We start from the raw sequence: 26082 nt of genomic DNA, 5'->3' as shown, positions 1-26082 counted from the left end.
TCCGATCTGTTTAGTCATCAAAATGTAAGAAATTTAATACCTCTTGTTACTTAATCGATTGATTGATTGTCAGCAAGCCATGGCTAATTATTGCAGCAATATCTTCCAAACCATGAAGAATAAAACTTCCTATAATCACTCCTAAAATAATTGAACAGATAATCATGGTCACACAGATTAGATAAATATCCTTTTTTTCCATATCTTTCCTCCTAATATCTACATATTGAGATACTTTTAATCTCAAGTTTCATTGACCATTATGTGACTATATTATAAAGTTTCTCAGATCCATAAAGTCGAGCAGTGGACTGAATGCCCTTAGCATTCTCTTTCTAAATAAGAAATCCCTCTTACTACAACTATTTAAAAAATATTTCTCCTTTCCATATCAGTCACATTTTCTATTATTACATTTTTATTATATGATTTTCAAAAAACGCCGTCAAATATTTATATGCAATCTTTAATAAACAAAAAGACCGGATTGCTCCGATCTTTCAATAGTTCATATTCTCACATTCTGTTTTAAGAATAGTTAAGGTTATCTTCAAATGACTAAGCCCCTTATTTCATACGATAAAAATCAAGCACTAGACCAGCAGGACCTTTAACTAATAAGGACTCTGTTCCCCAATCCGTTTCACAAGGACCGTGTAAAATCTCGACACCTCTCTCTTTTAAACGTTGGTAATTCTGCTCTAGATCCTCAATCTCAATGTGAAGAATGATACCTGACTGAAAATCTTCCAAAGGAATCAAATGATTTTGGGACAACATTAGACAATGACTGCCAATCGTGAACTGAGCAAAGCCTTGATCAACATAATCTGCCTGTTTATCCAAAATACGCTCCAAGTCAGCACAGACTTGAGGAATACTTGAAACGATGATATCTAATTGATTTAAATTCATTAACTATCCTCCAGAAAAAGACCGGATTGCTCCGATCTTTTTAAGTTTCACTCTATGAAAATCAAAGAATAAATTCTACAAATTTAAAATTTGATTTTCGACGAGAGAAATTATTTAATTGCGCGTGATTGCAATCCTTCTTCTTCCAAGAAGAGGCGGAATGGTACGAGTTCTTCTGCTTCGTATTTTTCCTTGAAGGCTTTGATTGCTTCTTCTGAGTGTTGTTTTGGATCCAACTCAAGTACTTCTACTGGAAGTGGACGATGTGGAGTGATGTGAGCATCGATCACAACTGTCTTACCTTCTTTGTTGAGTTTAACAGCTTCTGCAACAACTGCATCGATGTCTTCGATACGGTTCACAGTGAATCCTACAGCACCTTGCGCTTCAGCGATTTTCGCATAGTCAGCATTAGGGAAGTCACAACCAAACAAGTGTTTGTTTGTGTCCTCGTATTTGTCCTTGATGAAGGCATATTTACCATTTGAGAAGACAACGTTGATAACTGGAAGGTCGTATTGAACGTTTGTGATAACGTCTGGGTAGCACATGTTGAATGCACCGTCACCCATGATGTTCCATACTTGGCGATCTGGATTGTCTTTCTTAGCAGCGATACCACCAGGAAGGGCAATACCCATTGTCGCAAAGAGTGGAGATGTGCGCCACATGTTCTTAGGTGTCATGTGAAGGTGACGAGTAGATGTTTGAGTAGTGTCACCTACGTCGATTGAGTAGATAGCGTCTTGATCAGCATGTTTGTTGATTGCATTGTAGACTTGGTACAATTGCAATTCACCCTCAGTTTTACCTTCGAGTTTGTTCATGTAATCACGCCAGTTTTGGTTGTTCTTCACGTTTGCACGCCACCATGGAGTAGACTCAACTGGGTTTACTTTATCAAGGATAGCTTTAGCTGCTTGACCTGCATCACCAAGGATAGAAGCGTCAAGAGCGTGACGTTTACCAAGTTTGTAAGGGTCGATATCCACTTGGATGAATTTTTCAGTGTTTTTGAATGCTTCGTAAACTTCAGCAAATGGGAAGTTTGAACCAAGGAAAAGAACTGTGTCTGCTTCAAAGACCACTTCGTTGGCTGGCTTCCAACCAACACGGTAAGCAGAACCTGTCAAACCTTCGTAGTTCCATTCGAAAGCTTCAAAGTTTTTACCAGTTGTGATGATTGGTGCTTTGATTTTACGTGACAATTCAGTGATCACTTCACCAGCTTTAACACCACCGTAACCAGCGTAGATCACTGGGCGTTCAGCGTTGTTCAAAATTTCAACAGCTTTATCAATTTCAACTTCGTTCAAAGCAGGAGCGATGAATGAACGCTCGTATGAACCTGAACCGTAGTATGAGTTTTCGTCGATTTCTTGGAAACCAAAGTTTACTGGAATTTCAACGACAGCTGGACCTTTTTTAGAAACGGCAGCACGGCAAGCTTCGTCAATAACTTTTGGTAATTGCTCTGCGTAAGCTACACGTTTGTTGTAAACAGCGATACCGTTGTACATTGGGTTTTGGTTCAATTCTTGGAAGGCATCCATGTTCAATTCGTTAACTGGACGTGATCCAAGGATAGCGAGGAATGGAGTGTTATCCATAGCTGCATCGTAAACACCGTTGATCAAGTGAGTCGCACCTGGACCACCTGAACCAACTGCAACACCGATAGAACCGCCAAATTTAGCCTGCATAACCGCTGCAAGAGCACCTGTTTCTTCGTGGCGAACTTGCAAGAAACGGATATCTTTGTCTTCAGCCAAAGCGTCCATAAGTGAGCTGAGTGTTCCTGATGGGATACCGTAGATAGTGTCTACGCCCCATGTTTTCAATACGTTAAGCATTGCTGCAGATGCAGTAATTTTCCCTTGAGTCATAATGATAACTCTCCTTAAAAGTTAATTTGATGAATAATAAAAGCGCTTTTATATGTTTTTTGAAAACGATTCAGTAAATTTACACTCCTAATTTATCACATTTACTTATAGTTTCATAAGAATGTGCTCAGAAACTTTCATTCTCTATTACAGTACAGATTGAAAACGTTTTGAAAATCTGTTTTAGAATAGCAAAAAAGCGGTTAAAACCGCCTTTTTATACTCAATGAAAATCAAAGAGCAAACTAGGAAGCTAGCCGCAGGCTGTACTTGAGTACGGCAAGGTGAAGCTGACGTGGTTTGAATTTGATTTTCGAAGAGTATTAATCGACTTTAGTAAAATTAAGCATCAGAGAGCTGATTAGAACAGAGACTGAACTAAAGGCCATGGCCAATCCTGCAAGTTCTGGATTGAGTACCAAACCAAGACTTGAAAAGACTCCTGCTGCAATCGGAATACCAATGAGGTTATAGATAGAAGCCCAGAAAAGATTGAGTAGAATACGATTAAAGGTCTTCTTACTCATATCAAAAGCACGTGCCAATCCTAGTAGATTATTAGTTGTAAGAACAAGGTCTGCTGATTCAATGGCAATATCTGTCCCAGAGCCCATGGCAATTCCGACATCCGCTACACTGAGGGCCGGCGCATCATTGATCCCATCTCCAACAAAGGCCAATTTCCCATTCTTTTGAAGCTTGTGAATTTCATGTGCCTTTTCCTCTGGCAAGACATTTGCGATTACTTCTTCGATACCAATTTGCTCTGCAATCGCATGGGCTACTCCAGCATTATCTCCAGTAAGCATGACCGTTCTAAGACCACGTTTTTTCAATTTAGCAATAGCTTCTTTGGCATTTTCCTTAGGGACATCCTGCAAGGCAATTAAGCCTTTTAACTGACCATCTACGGATAGGAAGACAACTGTTTTTGCTTCTTTTTCAAGTAAATCAAATCGTTCTTGATAATCATGTGGAATAGCAAGGTCAGCTAAAAGTTTGGTATTCCCAAGCAAGACTTGTTTACTATTAATAATCCCAGTCACACCTTTTCCATGCAAGGCTTGGAAGTTTTCCACTGGGTAAAGGCTAATTCCTAGTTCAGATGCACGATTAACAATAGCTTGAGCTAGCGGGTGTTGAGATACATCTTCCAGTGAAGCAGCCAAACTTAGCACTTCTCTTTCATCACCAATAACATCTGTCACTACTGGCTTCCCTTCGGTCAAGGTTCCTGTCTTGTCAAAAACAACCGTTTGGACTTTTTGGATTTCCTGTAAAACTGTACCATTTTTGAGAAGAATCCCCATCTTGGCACTTCGTCCTGTTCCAACCATGAGTGCTGTCGGTGTCGCAAGTCCAAGAGCACAAGGGCAGGCAATAATCAAGACTGCAACACCATAGAGAAGCGACGTTACAAAACTTTCACCAAGAAAAACAAACCAGATCCAAAAAGTAAGAAGTCCTAAAATGACAACTGCTGGTACAAAAATCCCAGAAATCTTGTCTGTCAAATCTTGAATAGGAGCACGACTCGTTTGCGCTTTTTTCACAAAGTCCACAATCTGAGCCAACATAGTCTCAGAACCCACTTTTTCAGCTTTAAAAATGATAGTACCACTATTATTGATGGTTGAACCAATGACAGCATCTCCAACTGATTTATCGACTGGAATACTTTCCCCAGTCACCATTGATTCATCAATACTCGTTTCACCTTCTAACACAGTCCCATCAACGGCTATTTTTTCACCTGGTCGAACGCGAATGAGATCACCAACTTTGACTTGTTCTAGAGGAATTTGAACATAAACATCATCACGCAAAACCTCTGCTGTTTTTGCTTGTAGGTCTAATAATTTTTCGACTGCCTGCGAAGTATTTTTTCGCATTTTTTCCTCAAAAACTGCTCCCAAAAGAATGAAGAAGAGGATAAATGCAGCACTTTCAAAGTAAACGGGCAGATCAGTGAAGAGGGCAACTAAGCTATAGAAATAGGCCACTAGGGTTCCCAGAGCAACCAAGGTATCCATGTTGGAATTGTGCTTTTTAAAACTAGCCCAGGCGCTTCTGATATATGGAACTCCAGCTACCAGCATAATGGGTGTTGTGGCTAAAAAGGTGCCCCAACGCATGACTTGGTGACTAATTCCTCCTGTAGACATCCCAATCATGAGAATCACAAGAGGCACAGTAAAGATACTAGTAATCCAAAAACGCTGTAAAAGACTGAGAGACTTTTTAGTTTTTTCAACAACGGTGTAGGTCCCCTTTTGCATCTTCATACCACATGAAAATTCATGCTCACCCAAGTCTTGAGGAGTAAAACGAATGACTTTTTCTTCGTCTTGAGCGATTGGTTCTAGGATCCCTTCTTCTTCGAAGAGAATTTCTTTATAACAGTTTGATGGTGTCACACGGTGAAAGGTAATCTCAGCAGGAATTCCTTTTTGGAGTTGAATATGGGCTGGATGATAGCCTTTTTCTGCTGTGATACGGATTTTTTGAACACCATTTTCTAGACTTGCTTTTACAATTTCGGTCATATCCTTCTCCTATTCTACAATCATCTTACCGTGCATCATATTCATGCCACAAGAGAAACCATACTCACCTGCTTCTTCAGGAGTGATTTCAACTACATATTGGTCTCCCATAGGCAGATCTGCATGCACTCCAAAGTCTGGAAAAACGATTTGATCCAAGCAAGGTGAAGGATCTTTTCGATCAAAAATAATGCGAGCTGGTTGCGATTTTTTGAGGATAATAGTTCCTGGAGTGTATCCCCCCATGACTTCCACTCGAATTTCTTGATAGCCATTTTTTTGCTGGGCTCTCTTAGCATCTTCTTGCGGTTTTTTGAAAAACCAAAAGAGGATAAAAGCAATCATTCCTAAAACAACAATAGATACAAATAGATTTAACATAGCGTCTCCTTTACATACAATTACATTTTACTTCTGTTACAGCACTTGCTTTTTTCTTTGAAATCACTTCTTCCAAGCCTTCCAAGTCAGCTAGGGTAAAGTCACATTCTTCAATCAAATCAGCTAGCAAGAGCTTTATTCTGCGAGAACAAAGCTTGTCTTTGATATCCTGAACCATTAAGCCCCTACTATCATCTAGCGTTAAAAGGGCCGAATAGACAAAGTACTTGCCCTGTTTTTCCCGAGTCAAACATTCTTTCTCCACCAAACGAGCCAAGAGTGTCTGGATCGTGGACTTGGACCAGCTAAACCTTTTCTCTAATACTTTTATGAGATCAGTACTAGTCTGTTCTCCCTGCATCCAGATAATCTTCATGACCTGCCATTCTGCATCTGAAATCTGCATAATCACACCTCCAAAATCTACATTTGTCAATTACAATTATCAGTATACTCTTAAAATCTACATTTGTCAACCCAAAATCACATTTTTAAAATTTATCGCCGTTATAAATATTTTTTATCACCACAATAAAAAATACATATTATCCAAAGCTCTCTTTTAATGCTACAATAACTGTATCATTTTCCTAGATGGGAGGTTCTACTTTTGGATTGGTCCATTGTTGAACAATATCTACCACTCTATCAAAAGGCATTCTTTCTGACCTTGCATATTGCAGTTTGGGGAATTCTAGGTTCTTTTTTGCTGGGGCTCATCGTCAGTGTCATCCGGCATTACCGCCTTCCTGTTTTCTCCCAGTTGGCAACAGCCTATATCGAACTTTCACGAAATACACCCCTTTTGATACAACTTTTCTTTCTCTACTTCGGCCTACCTAGAATAGGGATTGTTCTTTCTTCAGAAGTCTGTGCAACAGTCGGGCTCATCTTCTTAGGTGGTTCCTACATGGCAGAATCCTTCCGAAGCGGGCTAGAAGCAGTCAGTCAAACCCAGCATGAGATTGGTTTAGCCATTGGGCTTACACCTTTTCAGGTCTTTCGCTACGTAGTTCTTCCACAAGCGACTGCAGTGGCTCTACCATCCTTTAGTGCCAATGTTATTTTCCTGATCAAGGAAACATCTGTCTTCTCAGCAGTCGCCCTTGCTGACCTAATGTATGTTGCTAAGGATTTGATAGGACTCTACTATGAGACAGATATCGCACTAGCCATGTTGGTGGTTGCTTACCTTATCATGCTGCTACCTATTTCACTAGTCTTTAGTTGGATAGAAAGGAGGCTCCGTCATGCAGGATTCGGGAATGCAAGTACTCTTTCAGGGAAATAATCTCCTGAGAATCTTACAGGGATTGGGCGTCACGATTGGGATTTCTATCCTGTCTGTCCTCTTATCCATGATTTTCGGAACAGTTATGGGAATTATCATGACTTCTCATTCTAGAGTGATTCGCTTCTTGACACGCTTATATCTAGAATTTATCCGTATCATGCCCCAGCTAGTGCTTCTCTTCATCGTTTACTTTGGTTTGGCTCGAAACTTTAATATCAATATCTCAGGTGAGACTTCTGCTATTATCGTTTTTACCCTGTGGGGTACAGCTGAGATGGGCGACTTAGTCCGTGGAGCTATTACCTCCCTCCCTAAGCATCAGTTTGAGAGCGGACAAGCACTTGGCTTAACTAAAGTGCAACTCTACTACCACATTATCATCCCTCAAGTCTTGAGAAGACTGCTGCCACAAGCCATCAATCTTGTCACTCGGATGATTAAAACAACTTCCTTGGTTGTTTTGATTGGAGTTGTTGAGGTTACCAAGGTTGGACAACAAATCATTGATAGCAATCGCTTAACCATCCCAACCGCTTCCTTTTGGATTTATGGAACCATCCTAGTCTTGTATTTCGCAGTTTGCTTCCCTATTTCCAAACTATCTACTCATCTAGAAAAACATTGGAGGAATTAAATGTCTGAAACTATTTTAGAAATCAAGGAACTAAAAAAATCCTTCGGAGACAATCCAATCCTCCAAGGACTTTCTTTAGATATTAAAAAGGGGGAAGTGGTCGTCATCCTAGGACCATCTGGTTGTGGGAAAAGTACCCTCCTTCGTTGCCTCAATGGTTTAGAAAGTATTCAAGGAGGAGATATCCTGCTGGATGGCCAGTCTATCGTTGAAAATAAAAAAGATTTTCACCTGGTTCGCCAAAAGATCGGTATGGTCTTTCAAAGTTATGAACTCTTTCCTCACTTGGATGTCCTTCAAAACCTCATCCTAGGACCTATCAAGGCTCAAGGGAGAGACAAAAAAGAGGTTACTGAAGAAGCTCTACAACTACTGGAACGTGTCGGACTTCTAGATAAACAACATAGCTTCGCTCGCCAATTATCTGGTGGACAAAAGCAACGGGTTGCGATCGTCCGTGCCCTGCTTATGCATCCAGAAATTATCCTCTTTGACGAGGTGACTGCTTCACTGGATCCAGAAATGGTGCGTGAGGTTCTAGAACTCATCAATGACTTGGCCCAAGAAGGTCGTACCATGATTTTGGTAACCCACGAAATGCAGTTTGCCCAAGCTATTGCGGACCGCATTATCTTTCTTGACCAAGGGAAGATTGCTGAAGAAGGAACTGCTCAAGAATTCTTCACAAACCCAAAAACGAAACGAGCACAAGAATTTTTAAACGTCTTTGACTTTAGCCAGTTTGGCTCATATCTATAATGAATAAAGGAGATTATTATGAAAATACTCAAACCAATTCTAACTGTTTTTGCTCTAGCATTTGCACTTATCTTTGTCACAGCTTGTAGTTCAGGTGGTAGCTCTGATGCTTCATCCGCTAAGGCAACTGCCAAGGCTCGCACTATTGATGAAATTAAAAAGAGTGGTGAACTTCGAATCGCCGTATTTGGAGATAAGAAACCTTTTGGTTATGTTGACAACGACGGTTCTTACCAAGGTTATGATATCGAACTAGGTAACCAATTAGCTCAAGACCTTGGTGTAAAGGTCAAATACGTTTCTGTCGATGCTGCCAACCGTGCTGAATACTTGATTTCTAACAAGGTTGATATCACCCTGGCTAACTTTACAGTTACTGACGAACGTAAGAAACAAGTTGACTTTGCCCTTCCTTACATGAAAGTTTCTCTTGGTGTTGTGTCGCCTAAGACTGGTCTAATTACAGATGTTAAGCAACTTGAAGGCAAAACCTTGATCGTTACAAAAGGAACGACTGCTGAAACTTACTTTGAGAAAAATCACCCAGAAGTAAAACTTCAAAAATACGACCAATATAGCGATGCCTATCAAGCCCTTCTTGATGGACGTGGAGATGCCTTCTCTACTGACAATACTGAAGTTCTAGCTTGGGCGCTTGAAAACAAAGGTTTTGAAGTAGGAATTACTTCTCTAGGTAACCCAGATACCATTGCACCAGCAGTTCAAAAAGGTAACCAAGAACTACTTGACTACATCAATCAAGAAATCGAGAAATTAGGTAAGGAAAACTTCTTCCACAAGGCTTATGAAAAAACACTCCACCCAACTTACGGTGACGCTGCAAAAGCAGATGACCTTGTTGTTGAAGGCGGAAAAGTCGACTAATACTCAATGAAATCACAAAAAGAAATCAGGTAATCCTTAGGACTACCTGATTTTTATATACCTTAAGCATTTTGCCAATTTTCCTGGTCTTCTTTAAATCGTTTTAAAAGGTCAAGTCCTTCTGGTGTGATATAGCCCTCTTCTTGGGCTAGATGGATGAGCTCACTATAGTTTGAAAGGGTCACCAGTTTGACACCAGCATCCGCAAAGTTCTTATCTGCTTTTGCTAGTTGATAGCTGAAGATAGCTACAACACCCAGAACATCTGCTCCTTCACGCTTGGCAGCAGCCACGGCCTCAAGAACTGAGCCACCAGTTGAAATCAAATCTTCAACAACGACCATTTTTTGCCCTTGGGCTACACGGCCTTCAATTTGGTTGCCTGCTCCATGGTCTTTTGGTTTGCTACGGATATAGGCAAATGGCAGATTCATCTTATCAGCGATGATAGCACCGTGTGGAATACCTGCAGTCGCTGTTCCCGCAATTACTTCTACCTCTGGGAATTCTGCTTTGATAGCTTCCACAAAACCATTTTCAATCAAGGTACGAGTTTCTGGATAAGCAAGCGTCACACGGTTGTCCGTATAAATCGGTGACTTGATACCTGATGCCCAAGTAAAAGGTTCTTCTGGTTTGAGGTAAACGGCTTGAATTTTCAATAGATGGCTAGCAATATCTTTAGCAAGTGTCATGGTCTACTCCTTTTGTTTTTATAATCTATTTCTTTAATTTCAGTCTTGGTTCCACTCATCCTTGATAGCATGATAAGCTGCGACTGGATCAGTTGCTTGAGTGATTGGGCGTCCAACTACGATATAGTCACTACCAATCTGATAAGCATCCGCAGGTGTCATGACTCGTTTTTGGTCTCCAACTTCAGCGCCTGCGGGTCGAATACCCGGTGTCAGACAGATAAAATCTTTACTTGTCGCTTCTTTGATAAGTTTCACTTCCTGAGCCGAACAAACCACACCATCTAAACCGGCTTCAGCAGTTTTCTTGGCATAATGAATGACCGATTCTTGAAGACTGGTTTGGATATTTTGAAAGTCTCTCATTTGTTCTTCAGAAGTTGAAGTCAACTGAGTGACAGCAATCAATTTGGCTTCTTTTCCAAGGCCTTCACGCGCGGCTTTCATCATTTCTACACCACCTGCAGCGTGAACATTGGTCATGTCAACGCCCAGATGAGACAAAACCTTCATGGCTGACTTGACTGTATTGGGTATATCATGGAGTTTGAGATCTAGAAAGACGCTATGTCCCAAGCCTTTCAAATAAGAAACAATCTCCGGACCTGTAGCATAATAGAGCTCCATACCTACCTTTAGATAGAGGCTCTCTTCAGCTGGAAAAAGAGCTAAAAATTTCTTGACTGCCTCAAAACTTGGAAAATCAAGAGCAATAACTGGACGAGATTCGCGCATACTTTTCTCCTTTTACCTTTGTTAGCTAGAGAGCATGAAAAAAGGAACCTGCCTACAGCAAGGTTCCACGAAAAATGGGTAGAATTCACCCTTTCACCGTCTAACCTTAGCTGCCTCTCTGGACTGCTTTAAAGGTTTTTTACTATTCTATTATTTAAAGCGGTACTTGTCAAGTAAAAACCAGCGATTGTATGTGTCGTATTTTTTGAGAAATCTCAAAAACCCATATAAATATATGCAGATACACAAAAGGGCTAAACATTTTTGTATGCTCAGCCCTTGACAATGATTTTTTCTTATGCTATCATTTTAGTTGACTGAGTAATACAAGTTGGCTTTGTGTTACTCTGTGGAGTTGGAGGCTCATTTCCAACTCCTTTTTTCGTTATTTCTATATCTCTATTATACCAAAATCAGGATAAATGTCAATTATTCCATGCCAAAAAAGCCCAAATCTCTCTAGAAATTTTTGCTTTTTTATATCTGTGATTTTGCTAAAATTATTTCATCTTAAATATTTTTTCTATACTTTTATGTAAACGGGGGAGTTTGTAGTCTTTCAAGTCATCTTTAGGACGAACACTATCCGCACTAATATGATCCAATGAAGTATACTTATCATAGTCCTTCTTCCATTCCCCAAAAAATAAATCTCTTAATTTTCCTTCACGCTCTAACAATATCATATTCGCTACGGCTACCCCTCCTTCACTTGTCCAATACATCCCTCTATGCTTCATTCTATACGTTATTTTTCGATGTTGGCTCTCCATAATCCCAATACCTGACTTTGGAAGTCCTCTCATCTCCGCTGGTTTTGTATACTGAAAATTCCTCATGAATCTACTCGAATAATATTCAAATTTTTCTTGTCCTTCTTCACTATTAACCAAAGACTCTATAGTATCTAGTGAACGCCTCAATAATTTCTTATTGTGCTCTCGAATAGCTCGAAACAAGTCTTCTCTCAGTTCTCTTGGATAAGACTTTGTAAATTCTTTGATTTCTTTGTTCAAGTGATATTCGTCCCAAAAATGCTCATGCCTCTTAACACTAAATGATTTAGCAATTTCAGTAAATACATGTGGAGTATATCCCTTGCCACAGTCAGAATTAGTAACTAATATTGTCTCGTTTGTAATTTCATATTCATTTTCCAATAAATCTAACAATTCTCTACGAGCTGAGTGATTATCCAAGCGGATAATCTCTTTTTTATTTTCTAGCTCAAAACGATTCGGACTAATCTGTTTTGAACCTGTATGAACTACAAAATGAGATAAATCCATATTTCTTTTTTCAGAACCATCCTCAGACGTTTTTACATATACACCATCTCCCTCTATATAGATGATATCTGTTTTAATTTTTTCAATCTTCTTCTCTTCTTTAAAAAATCGATAATCATCCTTTTCTTCCAGTAATTGATTGGCTAATTTAACAACCTTATTGACTGTATCTTTAGTGACAGTTACGTTATAAACCATCTCAATTGTCTCTCCTACCTGACGATAGGGTAGTTTTGTAGCTAGAACCGCAGCCTGATACAATAGTTCCTGAGAATGACGTACATTCTTTTCTAAACCTAACATTTCATCAACTGGTATTCTACATTCCCCATTTTTATACCAACGTTTCCTAGAAAACGTCACTTCCCCAAATGTAAAAGCTACTGTACGTTCAGACTGATTTTTACAACGATAGCCTTTAGTTCTCATACTGGAGCTTACAGACTCATCGTACTGTGCAATATGCTGTAAAAAATTTTGTATTGTCTTTTCTTGTTCCTGACTACTAAATCTCAATTCATCAAATTGTTTCATACAATTTTCATTTTCCTTTCAATTCTTATGAAAATTGTATGATTTTTAAATCAAGTCATCAAATTTATTTTTGTTCCAAGAATAAAATAGGACGTCTCTTAAAATTAAAATAAATGCCCTATTTTTTATTACAAAATACAAAAGCGATTTAATTGAGTATCAATAGTTCAAATGTTTCAGTGCATAATAAAAGCCTGGTATTAAACCAGACTTAAGGTAGTTAATAGTAGTATCATCTCACAACTAATATGACTCGTTTAGCAACAAAAGCAATGAGTTAAAATAATTACAGAATGTATTTATAATTATATTTATAATTATTTTTTACAATGAAGTTTCTCTTTCCTTACGCTGCTCCACATTTTTCTCAATGTCTTGATGTAACTTATAATCTTTTGTAATTGCTTCTACTCGTTGATACAAAGCCTGACGCTCAAAAGTCGCCTCCTTAACAAGTTTATCAATCTCAGCTTTGCGAGTGCTAGGATCTACTCTCAAATCTTTCAAAATAGAAACAGCTAGTTTAACTTCCTGAGGATTGCTCGATTCCAATGCAAGAAATGCAGACTGAATTTTATTAAGCTCACCCAAGCGTTGATCTAATTTATCAAGCAAATTATCTACTTCTTCTAGTTCCTCTTCAAAACGATTTAACAATTCATCAAATTGCTGTCCTTCTGTCACTCCATGAGCAGATAGATAATTATATTCACGAACAAGCTGATCCAAACTGGAGATTTTCGGATTTTTCCGGACAATCATTTCTCCGTTATCATACGACAACTGAGAAGCGACTGTTTCTCCCTTCATGTAACGATTCTTATCAGCGTGTTCAGGATTAACAAAATAGTAGAAGTCATTTTTTCTGATAAAAATTTCATAAGAGCCATCTTCTGATTTTTCAATCTGATGAGCTGGAATAAGAATGGTTCCCTTATTTCTAATCCCAAATTCCATTTCAAGATAGATCCCATTTTTTGTTTCTTCCATCACCTGCCATTCTTCAACTGTGATTCTCATTTCAAAATCATCTTCTCGTTCTGCTATCATTTTTTCATATTCGGATTTTATTTCATCGACAGAAAAAGTCACCTCGTTGGTAATCACTCTCTCAGAAATTTTCTCTAAAGAATAATTTCCTTTTTTGGACAGTGTACGATCCCTCACATTTCTTGTTTGTTCCTGATCAGTTAAACGATATTTTATTTCCTTCCCTGAAGTATCAACTTCAAGATTTAAAGCTCGTGCCTTGATCTTAAAATCCTCTAAAGAGGTTGAGTGTTTCAAAAGAAAATCTATGCGTGATTTGATCTCATAACGAAAAGAGTTTTTTTGTCGATAGGCATGATAGGTTTTTCGATTAGTCCATAATCTCTCTTTAAGAATTTTAGCTCCAGCTAAATCCGCATACTTGTCTGAAATCTTCTCTAAACTTTTTTTGGTACCTCTCTGCCAACGAAATTTATTTAAGGTAACAGAGTTAGTTGAATTGAAGATAATGTGATTATGAATGTGTCCCTTATCCATGTGTGTAGCAATGACAAATTCATGTTGACCTCCAGTCAATTCTAAAATTGTTTTCCGCCCAATCTCATGAATTTCTTGAGGAGTTAAATCATCTTCAGGAGAAAATGATTGAATGATGTGATGAGCTAAAACTCGATTTGGATTTTGAATATCATTTAATTCTTTTGTCCCTGATCTTTGAGCCGCATTCTTTTTTGTCAAAAGAAATTCTTCTGTGGCTGTGCTGGCATCAGTAATTCCATAAGTAGATACCAGTTGCTTTACTACTCGGCCATCTTTAACTATTGCTGGAAATTCAAGTTGCTCATCTTGTTCTAAGAAACTCGTTTTAGATGGATTCTCGATATAGCGTAAAGCATTATTTAAACTTTTTGTATCAGTCAGTTCGACCGTCTTTGCTTCATCCTCAATATATTTTGTAGCTCGGCCTAAAGAAGCTACTCCTTTTATCTGAAGAACTTTTGTTACAACCATCGCTCTTGTTCCTTTGTTTGATTTTCCTGTTTTTGGATAAACTGGCTGACTGTATCTTTCAAATGTATTTGCAATTCAAGAATCTGACTCAATTCATTTAGACTGACTTGATCATCTTCATTTACCTTTTTTGAGATCTGATTTATATTGACACCTATTCGATTTATTGCCTTCCGCAATTCTTTCAATTCTTCAAAATTTAAGATTTTGACCTCGCCCATAATCAACATGATTCGAGCAAAGGCATTAAAATTTGTCATTCCAGATTCTGAAACCTTTGTTGAAATAAATCGTGCTTCTTCTTCCGTTAAACGAATTTTCTTTTGAATCATTCGTTTTCGTTTTTCTCTATTGTTCAAAAAAATTCTCCCTTCTTCTGACTTTTTCGCTTGAGGGCCTAGGGCCCCTTTTCTTCTGGCAAGCATAGCACTTGGGTACCCAAATGCTGTTTTTAAAAAGGTCAAAGATAGTCAGGGGAATATCCCTGACCATTCTTGACTTTTTAAATTTTTGGGGAAATCCCCAATCCCCTAATCCCTGCAAGCAGGAATTTATTTATTTCGAGGAGAAAAGTTTGATTAAACTTTTAAAGTTTCCAAGAGAAAATCCATCCCATCAAGCAACTTCATTTTTAAGATTTCATCTCTAAGTGCCTCAAATCTTTCGTCACTCATTTCCTCGATTTCTTTCAATGCAACTGGATACATTTCTGCTTCTTCTAGTTCATAGCTTGTTTTAATTCGCATATCCCTACGAAGAATGTAGAGACATTCCTTACGTGAAATATGCTGGTTGACTTCATTCACTTTTGGCGAATCTGTAGCCTCATCCTCAAAAAATATCTCCATCAAAATATCAAAAGTTTCTTGCTTTAGATTTTCAATCATCTTCTGTTTCTCCTTTTTTGTTTTTCTTTCTGCGGGTTATCGCCTCCATTATTGAGGGCTGCTCAGGGACTTTTTTTCTTCCACCTGCTTTACAGCCTCCGCCTTTTGACTACCTAACTTCTCAGATTTTTCTTTTGCTTGTTGAAGTTTATCTGCAAATTTATCTTTCTTTACGCTTTTATTTTTCACTAGTTCTAACTTGGCATCCATCCGTTCAATCAAACTTTTTGCTTCTTTCTGAACAATCTGCAGTTGTTCTACCATATCTTCAAAGCCATTTTTATCCTTCGCCCAGATAGCTAAATATCCAAAACTGTAACTACTAGTATCAAAACCAAAATGATTAGCTACGACATAAGCTACACTCTCAGCTTGTAGTTCTTGCTTACGATATTGGTCATCACCATATTGTGCATTCGTTCCTCTATGTAAATCTGAGTGAGCCATTTCATGAAAAATTGTTTTTAGAATATGTTCCTGCCCCTTCAATCCTTTTGAAATGACAATTCGATTTTCATCTGGAGAGTAATAACCATTTGCGCTTTCTCTTTTAATATCTTCAAAACTGATAGAGACATGATTATCCATCGAAACTGCTTTAGCTGCTCGATATAAATCTTCATAATCTTTAACAGAACCAGTTAATTCATTAATTGCTTTTGGCAATTCTTTTCCTTCTGTTTGAGAGACATCAAAGACATTCCCTAACTTAAATCGAGTAACTGTGACTTCCTTCTCTTCCATCTCATTCTCAGATGGAGAAAAACTCAACTCATTTTGATTAGCAGAAATTTTAGTTTTCACTTGATACGGAACCCAAATTTTCAGAGCCTTAGAACCCTTTTTAACTGTTCTTTCAAAATCCGTTTTCCATTTATTAAAACTTGCAACTTGGGAAACATTAGGATTCTGCATTTTCAGAAAATGGATATTGTTAAGTGAGTAGTTATGAAACTTACTCATCGTATCCAAGAAAGATTTAAACTGTTCTGAATCCAAATAGTTCTTCATTCCTTCTTTCAAGTGTTCAGCTAAAGCTTTTGTATCTTTATTTGCGACCAGCTGGGAAATGGTTTGTTCTGAACTTTTAGTAGCAACTGCTTCGGTAATAATAGCTCCTGCAGCCACTTCAGCATCTGTCCTTCTTTCTCGATCTTCCTGCTTTTTATGAAGGTTAGAAGCAGCATTGTATGGATCTGTTCCTTGCAACATCTCATCAGAATTAGAAATACCATCACCATCCAAATCACGATCCCTCTCATCTTTTCGGTTATACTGATAAATTTTTTCGTATGGATTATCTGGTGTATTCTGCGAATTCTTGACTTGTGTTTTTTCAAATTCATCCCGAATGTTTTCGATGGTTTGTTCACTCGCCAATCTCTCCAGATGATACTGATTGAATAATGCCTCATCTATCTTCATCAACTCTGGATGCTCTCGCATTTCTCGTGTTCCAAGTCTTTCTTTGTGAGCGATTGGGTTAATCTCGTCCCCAATCTCGTAACGGATGCCATCCTGGATCAGTTCACCATCAGGAGCGTAGATACTAAACTGGATCTTAGTTGGAGAGATGTAGGCTTCTGGGTGACCACCAGTTACTTGTTTTAGCCCTTCCTGATGTAGCTGATAGAAGCTCTGATTGACCTTATATAGTTCCTTAGCAAAATCTTGATAAGATATCAGCTCTGTTTCTTTAAATGGCAATTTAGGCCCATCTGGGCGCTCTTCAGCCCATTGAAGTCGTACATGGTAGTTCTCCTTATAGATATAATCTTGTTTCCATTCTTTATAAAAATCTGAATTTGTATCTAAAAGATGATCTTCTCCAGCTGCAGCAACAATCTGATCAAATTTATCATTGTACTGTTTCGCATAGTCAAGATACTGATTCCAGGATTGATGAAATTCTTCTGGAGTTTTTGAGATGTCACCTGGCACACCTAAATTATAAACAGTATCTAAGACTTGAGTAAAGGTAGCTGAATCAAGTGAAGTTTTATTTGATGTGTTCTCTGGAGCAATCTGTTCAATTTCTTTAGTTGTATCAGGCTTGATTTCCTCAAACAAGCCATTTTTCATAATGGATTGCAATTCTTTGCCCCCATCCTTAATATAGTCCTCATTGATCGATAGCTGTTCAATGTGGCCATTACGTTCACGGAATACTGCAAGAATAGGAGTTTTATCTGCCGTCTCCAGTTCTTTGACCAGTCTGGCTCTAGATTGAAATACTGATACTGGGATATAATTTTCTTCTTCCAGCTCTTTAAACAGTAAAATAATATCTTTATCATCAGACTTTATAAGACTGTCAAAGCGCCCATTATATCGTCTAAGATTAGTTAAATCATCAAAATAGAAAGACGTACTTTCTGTTGCGACTGAAAGATCTGACAGGACGTTGATTTTGTCAAAAGCTGCATCATTGTTAGCCAAAAGAATATTATCAAAGTGCCCGTTTCCCTCTGCAAAATCATGTAAAGTTTTTTCAGGTGTCTGCCCTGGTGCAAGTGGCTTAATCCCCGTCAAGTGCATGAAGTGTTTTTCTTCAAAATTTACTTGTACAGTCTTATCAGGAGTGACATAATAAATCTTAGAGTTAGCCAATTCAGCCAAATAATACTGCGCTGCATTCTGAATAGTTTGACTACGAATTGGACGATTCATTTTAGCTAATTCATGCGAGGAAATAGAATGATAGTGGCCATCGTTACTTGACTGAAACTCTTCATTTATGGTAAAATATAATAAATGAGAGGATAACGTAGGACGACTGGTAACAGAGCGTTCAAAGGTACCAACTTCTGGTACGGGTGTGGGACTGCCTTCAGCCTTGGGCTGTAAAAACCCCTGACTACCATTGGTCCTCTCATTTTTTTGATACTCTGAATTCACATTTTGCTCTTGAGACTTCCCAAGGGCTTTTTCTGTGCTCTGATTTTCTTCCAGCGCTCTACTAGAATCTCCAAGAGGATTGGAAGGTTTTTCAAAGGTCACTGTTTTATCTGAATCAATAACCATCTGTTTTTTAGGCTCTACTGAAAAGCTGGTATTATCCCAGTTCTGCTTCAACCATTCCGCATCTTCTGGAGATAGATTACTATTATCTGGAGTCAAGGCTGCTTTTTGAGTATCATCCTCACGTTTCTTCTGATTGGACAGTAACTTGTTTACTATCTCTTTTTCTTCATCCGTATTAGGGCGATATTTAGGAGATAGTTCTAATCTCCCTTCCTCGGTCAATTCCAAAGCAACTCGACGTAGCCCTTTTACGAAGTAGATATTTGGCTGCTTAGCCCACTGCTTGACCTCTCCAGAATCAATTAAAGCTTGTGTCTCTGGTTGAATAACCAGTCCATCAACTTTATCTTGAATGGCTTCTAGGCGTTCTAATTCCTTTTTGTAACGCTTGATAGTTTCAGGCCTATAACTCGATTCCCCACGTTCTGCCTTCTCAATTTCTTCCCGAATACGGGGAATATTTTGGACACTCATCTCCAGACCATTCCCCTGCCGGTTGAGACCTGCTGCTTTTCGGTCTTCTCTTTCCTGGAGCCTTTCAATTCGCTCTTCTTGTTCCTTGATTTCATCCAATTTAGAGAAGACACGATTTTCAATTTGTTCTTGCTTCTGCATAAAACGCCCTCCACCTCGTTTATCATTCATAGGCTGGCCATTCGTTAGAGATTGATGAGAATAGGCCGCATTGATTGCCTCATCAGCTTCTCCTTTGAGTCGCTCTAGCTTTCGTCTAGCTTGCGCCAAGCGACTATTATCTGGCTTTTCTGCTTCATACTCAGTCCCTGCTTCATGTACTTCCGACATAGTATGTTTCCTTTCTTTCTCTTGATTGACAATCCTTGTATATTTCTGATGGACTTCTTCCTTCGTCAGCTGCCTATCTGACACAAAGGCTTTTACATCATCTGCAGTTAACTCTTGCGCTTTTGCAAGAGCTATTTCCTTCTCAAAAAAGCCCTGGTAATTCCAGGACTTTTCATCTGCTGTGTAAACGTGCGCCAGCTCCTTAGGAGCTTCATTCCCCCTCTTCAGGAAATCATTCCAATCTTCCTTTTCCTGGTTAAGCTGAACGATAGGCGGAATCGCAATCTGGACTGGAATCTCCTTCTCCTGCAATCGAGTGATAAAATTCTGTCCTGCAGCATCATTATCTACTGCTAAGGTAATCATGTCCTGATGCTGACCATCTTTAAAATAATTCGTTGTTCTAGCGACATTTTCTAGCGCTTTTCCAGCATTCTGATCCACTTGATAAGATTTACCGTTCATCTCGGCATATAATTCCATAAATCTTCGACTAATGATACCATCTTTGATCCCATCCATAGCTACTAAGCGGACATCGTGAAGAGTATCCTTATGAAGCTCATAGTAGCTCATTAGATCGATTGGAGCTTCCGCAAATACCAAACGTTTAGGGGTGCCAATATCAATTGAAAATCCCAGTTGTCCGTCTGAATTTCTCATAATTTGTTTTAAGCGCCCACGTTCTGGATAATGCACTCGATTCTCTACTATTCCCTGGAGACTAGCACCAGCTAAAAAGCCCGTATTGTCTTTATATTTAAAGACAATCACAGGCTCGAAATAGTCTCCTTTTTTTCGGGTTGCCTCTGCCATACTCCCCTGGCTAATAAAGAAATTAATCGTATCATCTGAAAGGCCTCTCTGTGCCTTTAAATAGCTCCTAGAGGCGCTAAAATCCTGATTCTCATATCTTTCCAAATTATAGTGAAACGACTCTTTTGGAGCCATCTGAGCTTCTGCATTAACTTTCTTAAATTCTCCAGTTTCCAAAAAATGCATCGCTTCTTTGTAAGAAACTCCTTTTATGGATTGTACTAACTGAATGACATCTCCAAATTCAGTTCTTGAATTCCAGTGAAATTCATTTTTTCTTGCATCGATCACAAATGAATCATGCTCTGTCCAGGTATAACTATAGCTTCCTGTACGCTTTAACTCTATGCCTAGTTGCTCTGCAACAGAAATAATAGATAATCTTTTGGCTTCTTCTTTACTTAATACCATCTGTTACCTCCCTACAATGAAAATTCTGGCTCTTCTTTTTCGGCTACTTTATCCTGTGTCTGTTCTTTATCAAGTTCTTCGGCTTCTATAAAACGGGTTAAATCAGGAAAATGGAGTTGAGCTTGTTTTAGCTTATCATGAACTAATAGGTTCTCATCGATATGATAGACTGCTTCCTGATGGCCATTAAATCCTTTCTCTAAATCAATATCATCAAATCGGATAATAGCCAACTCTGTTAAACTCCCCTTATACCAAGCCCCAATCTCACTTTCAAGATAGAACTGAACAGATTCTCTATCTTCCGTCTTTGTATCCCGTAAATAAGCTAGTCCCCAGCTTTCACCCTGAGAATATCCAGTGACTTCTTGAATGATTAACTCCTGATTGTTCGTACTTAAAATCTGATTAATATCGTCTAAACGGGGAGCTAAAATTTCCTGAGCTAGAGAGACTGCTTCTGTACGATAATCGAAAAATTCGTATTCTTCCCTATCTTCAACATAGTTCCTAACAAAATCTGAATAATGAGGGAAATGTTCCTGAAAGCTAGGTGAAATCATCCCATAAATATAGGCTTGTCTTAATGTTTCAAACCGAGCTATTTGGTAATATGAAGGGTCTAGTCTAGCTTCTTGATTCAACAGTTCCTTGATATTTTCTGGAAGTTGAATTGGCTCTGAATCTGGCCAAGTTTTCTTAGAATAGTTGATTACTTCTTCGTAGAGAATCATATCAATCTCTGGATTCTCCATTTCAAGCAAAGTATCTACAATTTGAGCATATTCTGAAAGATTGGAACGATAATCAGTAATCAAGCCATCTTTACGAACCTCCCACTCCTCAACCTGAGCATTTTCTGGAGTTCGTAGTAACAATACCTCCTCAGCTTCCAGATCCACTCCAATGACCTGATCGCCATTGGGTAGCTGATCCATCTCCAATTCCTGGATTTTAGCATCTAATTGATCATTAACCTGAAGCAAGTCTTGTTTCAAGTGAAATAATTCTTCTGCATTGGCTTGTAATTCCTCAAAATACTCTCTGGAGATTTTCACTGGTTGAACCAATAAATCTTTCTCTCGTTGCTCTCGAGGATATGAAAATAAATAGGGAGCAACTTTTTTGAAATCTTGATAATTCATCCATTTTATGGATTCTGTAACAATCATATTTTGGACATCAACGACATCTGTATGAGCTGTAATCCAACCAGCTAAAGCCAATTCTTTTACTGCTTCAGATAGGGGGTAAGAAGGGATATGTTCTAAAATCCCCTCAAAATAACCAATCCCTCGTGCAGTCTCCTCCTCAACTTCACGTTTCATTCGTTTAAATTGTTTTTGTGGTAATGTATTCATTCTTTATCCTTTCTAACTCACTCTGAGAGGAACTTCCTCAACTTCCTTAATCCCAATATGAATAACATTTTCTTCCCCAACCTGGTCTTTCCACTCATCAATATCACTCAGATAGCGCTTATATCGATACCAATTGTCATCGTTTGGACCATTGCTTAGAAGATAGGCTCTTGGATGCGTATCCAGGTTAAATTTTTGATCTCGAAAGACATTTTGTTTGGATAGGAAGAGTAGGGCTTCTGTTGTTCCAATCGTGGCCACCTCATGCGGTGTCAACAGTTCTCGACCAATTTTAGAGTTCTGCTTAGAGCTGCTGGCATTTCTTCCCCTGCTCTCGCTATAGTTCTGATCATTCAAAGTTTGCTTCCCTGATCGCTCAGATAGGTACTTAAGCGTATCTAAGTCATTGGAGCCTAAATAAAGAATAGCACCACAGTTATTGATAATCGTCTTTGTATTTTCTTTACCGTACAATACTTCAATCTGACTTTGAGATTGTACCATCATCTTGATAGAAATCTCTCGAGAACGAATAACTGAGATAATTGGTGGTAAATTAGGAATCTTCCCAATCTGACCAAACTCATCCGCCCACACCTGTAGATGCAATAAATCTTCCTTGGTCTTTGTTGGATGCTCACCTAATATAACTGCATCTGCAGTTTTTATTAGCACATCAAAAATGGTACTAAAAAGAAGGGCAGATAAGAACTGGTAAGCTGGATCCACTTCTGGAATATGAATAAAAACTGCTGTTTTCTCAATATTCCATTTTTCAATCTCGAGTGTATCCTTTTCAATAATCTTTCTTAGTTGCTCATGATCAAATACTGAGAAAGTTGTTGCAAAGATAGCATAAACAGAAGCCCGTGTTTGGCCATCAAAGTTTTTATTGAATAGATCCCACTGCCTACTAGCATAATTCCCTGGGCTCCTTCTCTCCAGGTCTTCAAACATCAATTCAACAGGACTCTCCGCTTCTGGATGATTTCTTCTCAATTCTCGAATCATATCTGTAACCTGCCCTAAATTAGGCAGATAGTGATCGAGCTTACCATCAAAATAAAGATAGCCAATTAGAGAACGCATCAGGAGTTTATTGGCTGCTGGCCAAAAAGGATCTCCCTCATGACCATTTCTGTTGAGAGACTCTGTAATAGCCTCTGCCACTCGGTCTATATCCATTTCATTATGAATATATCTAAAAACATTGAAACCATCTGAATTCAAGAAAGTAATCAAATCAAAAATCTTCATCTTATAGCCTTTTTCTATAAGAGACTTCCCTGTTTCATGAATCAAAATCCCTTTGGTATCTGTGGTTACAAAACTAGAATTTCCTTGTAAAATATTTGGTTTTACAGCACTACGTGTCTTTGAATCCCCTGTACCACCATACACCAAAATATTTTTATTAATCTGATTTTCAAAGCTCAATCGGTTATTAAATAGTCCCATCTGGCTATTTTGAGTAAAGATCATATTCTTTTCAGGATCTTCATCTCGGAATCTCATCAACTCTTCTTTCGTTGCAAAGCGAGCTGAACCATGTTCCTCCCCATACCTGTATGTACCTGTATCTGTTACTCTCAAATACAAGAGAAAAGCAATCAGAAAGCCACTCATACCAATCAATAAAGAAGTTGGTGTGAATTGAAAATCAAACCAAGATTTATCGCTCAGATGATCGCTCATCCAGTTAAACTTACCAAGACCAAATACATCCGTTACTGAATCCGTATCGGGTGCCAATAGCCATAGTTTAAAGAGCCAATGAAAGAGGTAGAATAGACCAATTCCTAACAACAAATACGGTCTAAGTTTCCGTTTCTTCTTTTCTGTAATCACTTCATTTTCCCTCCAATCTGTGGTTCGATATTTTCTGGAAGAACAAATTCCTTAGTATGAATGTTTACCTGAAGAGAGTTAATTTTCTCTTGTTCCACTGCTTTAAAATATTTCAATTTCTCCTCAAAAGAAGTCGTTTTCCCATTTTTAAGATTGCGCTCATTGAATCCTTTAGGATCTCTTGTGATACCTTCTAGAACATCCTTAAAGGCTTGTTCGACAACACCTTTATCTTTTGCATTAAAAGCAAGAGTTGTCTTTCCATCTGGATGAGTATAAAAAGAAAAGCCAATCCCGTATTGGCCCAGTTCTTTTCGAACTGCCTCGAGATTGACTTCATTATGTAGTAATTGCTGGACTTCTTTAGCATCTGCTGTTGCCATGAATTTATTCCAGTCTGTATCACCAGTAAAGACTACATTCTCCCCTCTGGCTTGATACATTTCAACTGCTTTAGAGCTCACCAAGAAGAGTCCTTTTAAGATGACTTCTCCTGTCACAAGAGTTGCCCGTCCTAATTGGGCTACCACTTGTTCTTGTTCCATTTTAGCTCACCTCTTCAATTTTGAAATAAAGATCCTTCAATTGAGTAGCTTGAAAGTCTTTCGCAAGAATCTGTTGTTTCAACTCATCGATTCTATTCTGGCACTGATCAATTTCCTCATTGGCTTCCTTGATAAAATCTTCGTTAGATTTGATTTTATTTTTAATAGATTGCTTATAAGTAACCGTCTGAGCCTCAAAGCTATCAATAACCTCTGAAGGCACATTTACTGCAGCTGCATGAGAAAGAGAGAAGGAAGATTCAGTCTTTTGATTAGGAAGCGTTTTATTCTCTTTCTGACTAAATGTATCAACAACTGGTGCTACTTCTTCTGTAGCTGCATCCTGTGTATTTTCATCTTGTGAAGGTTCTACTCGTTCTTCCTCATTTTCATCTAATCTACTGAAATGATCTGTAGTCCATTCACTAGAAGAATAGGTAATTTTATCTTCCAAAGGCACTTCCTCTCTAACCTCATCTTTAGGCTTCTGAGAAACTAGCTCAGCAATTCTTTGACGAGCCAAATTCGCCTCTTTCTTGACCGTTAGATCTTCTAGTTCAGGATCTGGTTCCGGTTGGAACTCGGGTTGGGGTTGAGGTTCTGGTGTTCCTAGTGAAGAGTTCTTTTCTTTATGTTTTGCTAAAAAATGAAGAAAACCTCTCTTTTTCTTCCCAACACTCGTACCAAAATTCTCCAGCAACTGATCAATGATTCCAACAAAAGGTATTTCAAGCCTCTCTTCTTGTAAGATTTCACCTTCAGAATTGAGTGAATAAAGTCGATAGATTCCATTTATTTTATTACTCTTCATTCGCTCATTGATGATTTCTAGCCTTGATAACAACTCATCTCGATACTCAAATGTTTCCTCTTGATTAGTCAGTTGATTGATAATTTTATACATGGTTCACTCCTTGGTTACTTGATTGTGCTGGAAGAATGAGTTCCTTCATTTCCTGATAGGATAAGCCACTTTCTTCTGAAAGGGCAACAAAAAGCTGTGCTTCCAAATCCTTTTCTTGACCTATGCACTTCTTGATTTTTTTATCTGCTTCTTCTTTTTGTCGTTGTGCTTTTTCCTTCTCTCTCCTGACTTTCTCAAGCTTAGCTTCAAGTCGTTCTATTTTTTTATTCATTCAATTCTCCTTATTGGTTACTACTGGTTGCGGTTGTTTGTTCTGAGGATGTAGTTGTTGTGGTTGATGTAGAGGAAACGGGAGTCGAGCTTGAACTGCTAGTATCTGAATAGGTGCCTATACTTTGCCCCTTTGCTTCAGTCAAGACGATAGGCTCAATTTTATTGACTAATAGTTTCCCTGATTGTTCTACATAGGTCAATCGAATTGTAGCCTTAGTGATACCAGTAAGCCCCTTAGAATCTCGATTATCTTTTTCTGCTAAGGTTGTGCTAGAATATTGAATCTGGGCTAAAGCAACTTTATGTGTTTTATCAATGTAGATAGAACCTGATTCATAAGATTGGTCAACTACATACCCCTTATAAGTCTGGTTGACTGGCTTTTGTTCTTCTTGAACAGTTTCCTGATACATAGAATCCGTCATAAAAGGCTTATAGCGTGGGCGATTCTCTTCTAAATCCTTTTTGGTATAGTAAGCAATTAGAAAGTCCTCGACTTGCTGTTCAGTAAGAGATAGTTGTTCCTGTTGTTTCTCTTCTGGTTTCTGTTTTGCCTCTTCCTGAACTTGACTATTCTGTCTCAAATTCTGTTGTACTTGAGCAATAGAATAGCCCAGGATAATACATAAAACGGCAGCGACTCCGATAAGGAGTCCCTTTACCATTTTGATTAACTTTTGATTATACATTCTTT

General features: G+C 38.4%; 23 protein-coding genes. 4 read left to right on the top strand and 19 right to left on the bottom strand.

From position 1 onward, the window contains the following. Positions 1 to 46: 46 nt before the first annotated feature. The 6 genes from QM469_RS00455 to QM469_RS00430 form a co-directional block, all read right to left on the bottom strand. Complete coding sequence (locus QM469_RS00455) at positions 47 to 202, bottom strand: hypothetical protein (protein WP_371559735.1); 156 nt, start codon at positions 200 to 202, stop codon at positions 47 to 49. Positions 203 to 567: 365 nt separating this feature from the next. Further along, the gene (locus tag QM469_RS00450; protein ID WP_020901924.1) at positions 568 to 915 is read right to left on the bottom strand and encodes a VOC family protein; all 348 of its coding nucleotides are present in this window, start codon (positions 913 to 915) and stop codon (positions 568 to 570) included. Between the two features lie 110 nt (positions 916 to 1025). Then, positions 1026 to 2801: a pyruvate oxidase gene (gene spxB / locus QM469_RS00445; RefSeq protein WP_049503130.1), complete on the bottom strand. Its 1776-nt coding sequence runs from the start codon at positions 2799 to 2801 to the stop codon at positions 1026 to 1028. Positions 2802 to 3124: 323 nt separating this feature from the next. After that, positions 3125 to 5347, bottom strand: coding sequence for a heavy metal translocating P-type ATPase (locus tag QM469_RS00440; protein ID WP_414275835.1), 2223 nt, complete (start codon positions 5345 to 5347; stop codon positions 3125 to 3127). 9 nt (positions 5348 to 5356) lie between these two features. Further along, complete coding sequence (locus QM469_RS00435) at positions 5357 to 5728, bottom strand: cupredoxin domain-containing protein (RefSeq protein ID WP_004252344.1); 372 nt, start codon at positions 5726 to 5728, stop codon at positions 5357 to 5359. Positions 5729 to 5738: 10 nt separating this feature from the next. Beyond that, on the bottom strand, positions 5739 to 6134 hold the full coding sequence (locus QM469_RS00430; protein ID WP_414275834.1) for a CopY/TcrY family copper transport repressor: 396 nt from the start codon (positions 6132 to 6134) through the stop codon (positions 5739 to 5741). Between the two features lie 204 nt (positions 6135 to 6338). Here QM469_RS00430 and QM469_RS00425 point away from each other — a divergent pair, with 204 nt between their 5' ends. Genes QM469_RS00425 through QM469_RS00410 form a run of 4 tightly spaced genes read left to right on the top strand, consistent with a single transcriptional unit; the run spans position 6339 to position 9300 of the window. Further along, complete coding sequence (locus tag QM469_RS00425; protein WP_000384100.1) at positions 6339 to 7019, top strand: amino acid ABC transporter permease; 681 nt, start codon at positions 6339 to 6341, stop codon at positions 7017 to 7019. Then, on the top strand, positions 6979 to 7656 hold the full coding sequence (locus QM469_RS00420) for an amino acid ABC transporter permease (RefSeq protein WP_070459050.1): 678 nt from the start codon (positions 6979 to 6981) through the stop codon (positions 7654 to 7656). The genes QM469_RS00425 and QM469_RS00420 overlap by 41 nt, the downstream gene beginning before the upstream one ends. Then, positions 7657 to 8415, top strand: coding sequence for an amino acid ABC transporter ATP-binding protein (locus tag QM469_RS00415; RefSeq protein ID WP_070459048.1), 759 nt, complete (start codon positions 7657 to 7659; stop codon positions 8413 to 8415). An 18-nt stretch (positions 8416 to 8433) separates the two neighbouring features. Further along, positions 8434 to 9300, top strand: coding sequence for a cysteine ABC transporter substrate-binding protein (locus QM469_RS00410; RefSeq protein ID WP_414275833.1), 867 nt, complete (start codon positions 8434 to 8436; stop codon positions 9298 to 9300). Between the two features lie 62 nt (positions 9301 to 9362). Here the strand turns inward: QM469_RS00410 and pyrE are convergent, their stop codons facing one another. The 13 genes from pyrE to QM469_RS00345 form a co-directional block, all read right to left on the bottom strand. Beyond that, positions 9363 to 9995 (bottom strand): orotate phosphoribosyltransferase, encoded by a 633-nt coding sequence (gene pyrE, locus QM469_RS00405; RefSeq protein ID WP_414275832.1) that lies wholly within the window; start codon positions 9993 to 9995, stop codon positions 9363 to 9365. A gap of 39 nt (positions 9996 to 10034) precedes the next feature. After that, positions 10035 to 10730 carry an orotidine-5'-phosphate decarboxylase gene (pyrF, locus tag QM469_RS00400; protein WP_414275831.1) on the bottom strand — a complete coding sequence of 232 codons (696 nt, stop codon included), beginning with the start codon at positions 10728 to 10730 and terminating at the stop codon, positions 10035 to 10037. A 500-nt stretch (positions 10731 to 11230) separates the two neighbouring features. Beyond that, on the bottom strand, positions 11231 to 12553 hold the full coding sequence (locus QM469_RS00395; RefSeq protein ID WP_414275830.1) for an ISLre2 family transposase: 1323 nt from the start codon (positions 12551 to 12553) through the stop codon (positions 11231 to 11233). Between the two features lie 324 nt (positions 12554 to 12877). Next, on the bottom strand, positions 12878 to 14554 hold the full coding sequence (locus tag QM469_RS00390; protein WP_414275829.1) for a helical hairpin domain-containing protein: 1677 nt from the start codon (positions 14552 to 14554) through the stop codon (positions 12878 to 12880). Then, complete coding sequence (locus QM469_RS00385; RefSeq protein WP_414275828.1) at positions 14545 to 15018, bottom strand: plasmid mobilization protein; 474 nt, start codon at positions 15016 to 15018, stop codon at positions 14545 to 14547. Before QM469_RS00385 ends, QM469_RS00390 begins: the two co-directional genes overlap by 10 nt. Before the next feature lie 114 nt (positions 15019 to 15132). Continuing rightward, the gene (locus QM469_RS00380; RefSeq protein ID WP_049509047.1) at positions 15133 to 15441 is read right to left on the bottom strand and encodes a hypothetical protein; all 309 of its coding nucleotides are present in this window, start codon (positions 15439 to 15441) and stop codon (positions 15133 to 15135) included. A 48-nt stretch (positions 15442 to 15489) separates the two neighbouring features. Beyond that, positions 15490 to 20496, bottom strand: coding sequence for a PBECR4 domain-containing protein (locus tag QM469_RS00375; RefSeq protein WP_414275827.1), 5007 nt, complete (start codon positions 20494 to 20496; stop codon positions 15490 to 15492). 11 nt (positions 20497 to 20507) lie between these two features. After that, on the bottom strand, positions 20508 to 21857 hold the full coding sequence (locus QM469_RS00370; protein WP_414275826.1) for a hypothetical protein: 1350 nt from the start codon (positions 21855 to 21857) through the stop codon (positions 20508 to 20510). Between the two features lie 12 nt (positions 21858 to 21869). Continuing rightward, positions 21870 to 23705, bottom strand: coding sequence for a VirD4-like conjugal transfer protein, CD1115 family (locus tag QM469_RS00365; protein ID WP_414275825.1), 1836 nt, complete (start codon positions 23703 to 23705; stop codon positions 21870 to 21872). Then, the gene (locus QM469_RS00360; RefSeq protein ID WP_414275824.1) at positions 23702 to 24250 is read right to left on the bottom strand and encodes a DUF3801 domain-containing protein; all 549 of its coding nucleotides are present in this window, start codon (positions 24248 to 24250) and stop codon (positions 23702 to 23704) included. The genes QM469_RS00365 and QM469_RS00360 overlap by 4 nt, the downstream gene beginning before the upstream one ends. Position 24251: 1 nt before the next feature. Continuing rightward, entirely contained in the window at positions 24252 to 25154 is a 903-nt protein-coding gene (locus QM469_RS00355) for a hypothetical protein (RefSeq protein ID WP_414275823.1), read from the bottom strand. Beyond that, positions 25147 to 25386 (bottom strand): hypothetical protein, encoded by a 240-nt coding sequence (locus tag QM469_RS00350; RefSeq protein WP_414275822.1) that lies wholly within the window; start codon positions 25384 to 25386, stop codon positions 25147 to 25149. Before QM469_RS00350 ends, QM469_RS00355 begins: the two co-directional genes overlap by 8 nt. A gap of 10 nt (positions 25387 to 25396) precedes the next feature. Continuing rightward, positions 25397 to 26077 (bottom strand): hypothetical protein, encoded by a 681-nt coding sequence (locus QM469_RS00345; RefSeq protein WP_414275821.1) that lies wholly within the window; start codon positions 26075 to 26077, stop codon positions 25397 to 25399. Positions 26078 to 26082: the final 5 nt, after the last annotated feature.

This window comes from Streptococcus infantis (assembly GCF_047464215.1).
GTDB lineage: Bacteria > Bacillota > Bacilli > Lactobacillales > Streptococcaceae > Streptococcus > Streptococcus infantis_P.
This window is presented reverse-complemented; position numbering and strand designations above follow the sequence as displayed.

Coding starts and splice junctions, on each gene's coding strand:
- QM469_RS00455 (WP_371559735.1), bottom strand. CDS start 202: ATGGAAAAAAAGGATATTTATCTAATCTGTGTGACCATGATTATCTGT.
- QM469_RS00450 (WP_020901924.1), bottom strand. CDS start 915: ATGAATTTAAATCAATTAGATATCATCGTTTCAAGTATTCCTCAAGTC.
- spxB (WP_049503130.1), bottom strand. CDS start 2,801: ATGACTCAAGGGAAAATTACTGCATCTGCAGCAATGCTTAACGTATTG.
- QM469_RS00440 (WP_414275835.1), bottom strand. CDS start 5,347: ATGACCGAAATTGTAAAAGCAAGTCTAGAAAATGGTGTTCAAAAAATC.
- QM469_RS00435 (WP_004252344.1), bottom strand. CDS start 5,728: ATGTTAAATCTATTTGTATCTATTGTTGTTTTAGGAATGATTGCTTTT.
- QM469_RS00430 (WP_414275834.1), bottom strand. CDS start 6,134: ATGCAGATTTCAGATGCAGAATGGCAGGTCATGAAGATTATCTGGATG.
- QM469_RS00420 (WP_070459050.1), top strand. CDS start 6,979: ATGCAGGATTCGGGAATGCAAGTACTCTTTCAGGGAAATAATCTCCTG.
- QM469_RS00415 (WP_070459048.1), top strand. CDS start 7,657: ATGTCTGAAACTATTTTAGAAATCAAGGAACTAAAAAAATCCTTCGGA.
- QM469_RS00410 (WP_414275833.1), top strand. CDS start 8,434: ATGAAAATACTCAAACCAATTCTAACTGTTTTTGCTCTAGCATTTGCA.
- pyrE (WP_414275832.1), bottom strand. CDS start 9,995: ATGACACTTGCTAAAGATATTGCTAGCCATCTATTGAAAATTCAAGCC.
- pyrF (WP_414275831.1), bottom strand. CDS start 10,730: ATGCGCGAATCTCGTCCAGTTATTGCTCTTGATTTTCCAAGTTTTGAG.
- QM469_RS00395 (WP_414275830.1), bottom strand. CDS start 12,553: ATGAAACAATTTGATGAATTGAGATTTAGTAGTCAGGAACAAGAAAAG.
- QM469_RS00390 (WP_414275829.1), bottom strand. CDS start 14,554: ATGGTTGTAACAAAAGTTCTTCAGATAAAAGGAGTAGCTTCTTTAGGC.
- QM469_RS00380 (WP_049509047.1), bottom strand. CDS start 15,441: ATGATTGAAAATCTAAAGCAAGAAACTTTTGATATTTTGATGGAGATA.
- QM469_RS00375 (WP_414275827.1), bottom strand. CDS start 20,496: ATGGTATTAAGTAAAGAAGAAGCCAAAAGATTATCTATTATTTCTGTT.
- QM469_RS00370 (WP_414275826.1), bottom strand. CDS start 21,857: ATGAATACATTACCACAAAAACAATTTAAACGAATGAAACGTGAAGTT.
- QM469_RS00360 (WP_414275824.1), bottom strand. CDS start 24,250: ATGGAACAAGAACAAGTGGTAGCCCAATTAGGACGGGCAACTCTTGTG.
- QM469_RS00355 (WP_414275823.1), bottom strand. CDS start 25,154: ATGTATAAAATTATCAATCAACTGACTAATCAAGAGGAAACATTTGAG.
- QM469_RS00350 (WP_414275822.1), bottom strand. CDS start 25,386: ATGAATAAAAAAATAGAACGACTTGAAGCTAAGCTTGAGAAAGTCAGG.
- QM469_RS00345 (WP_414275821.1), bottom strand. CDS start 26,077: ATGTATAATCAAAAGTTAATCAAAATGGTAAAGGGACTCCTTATCGGA.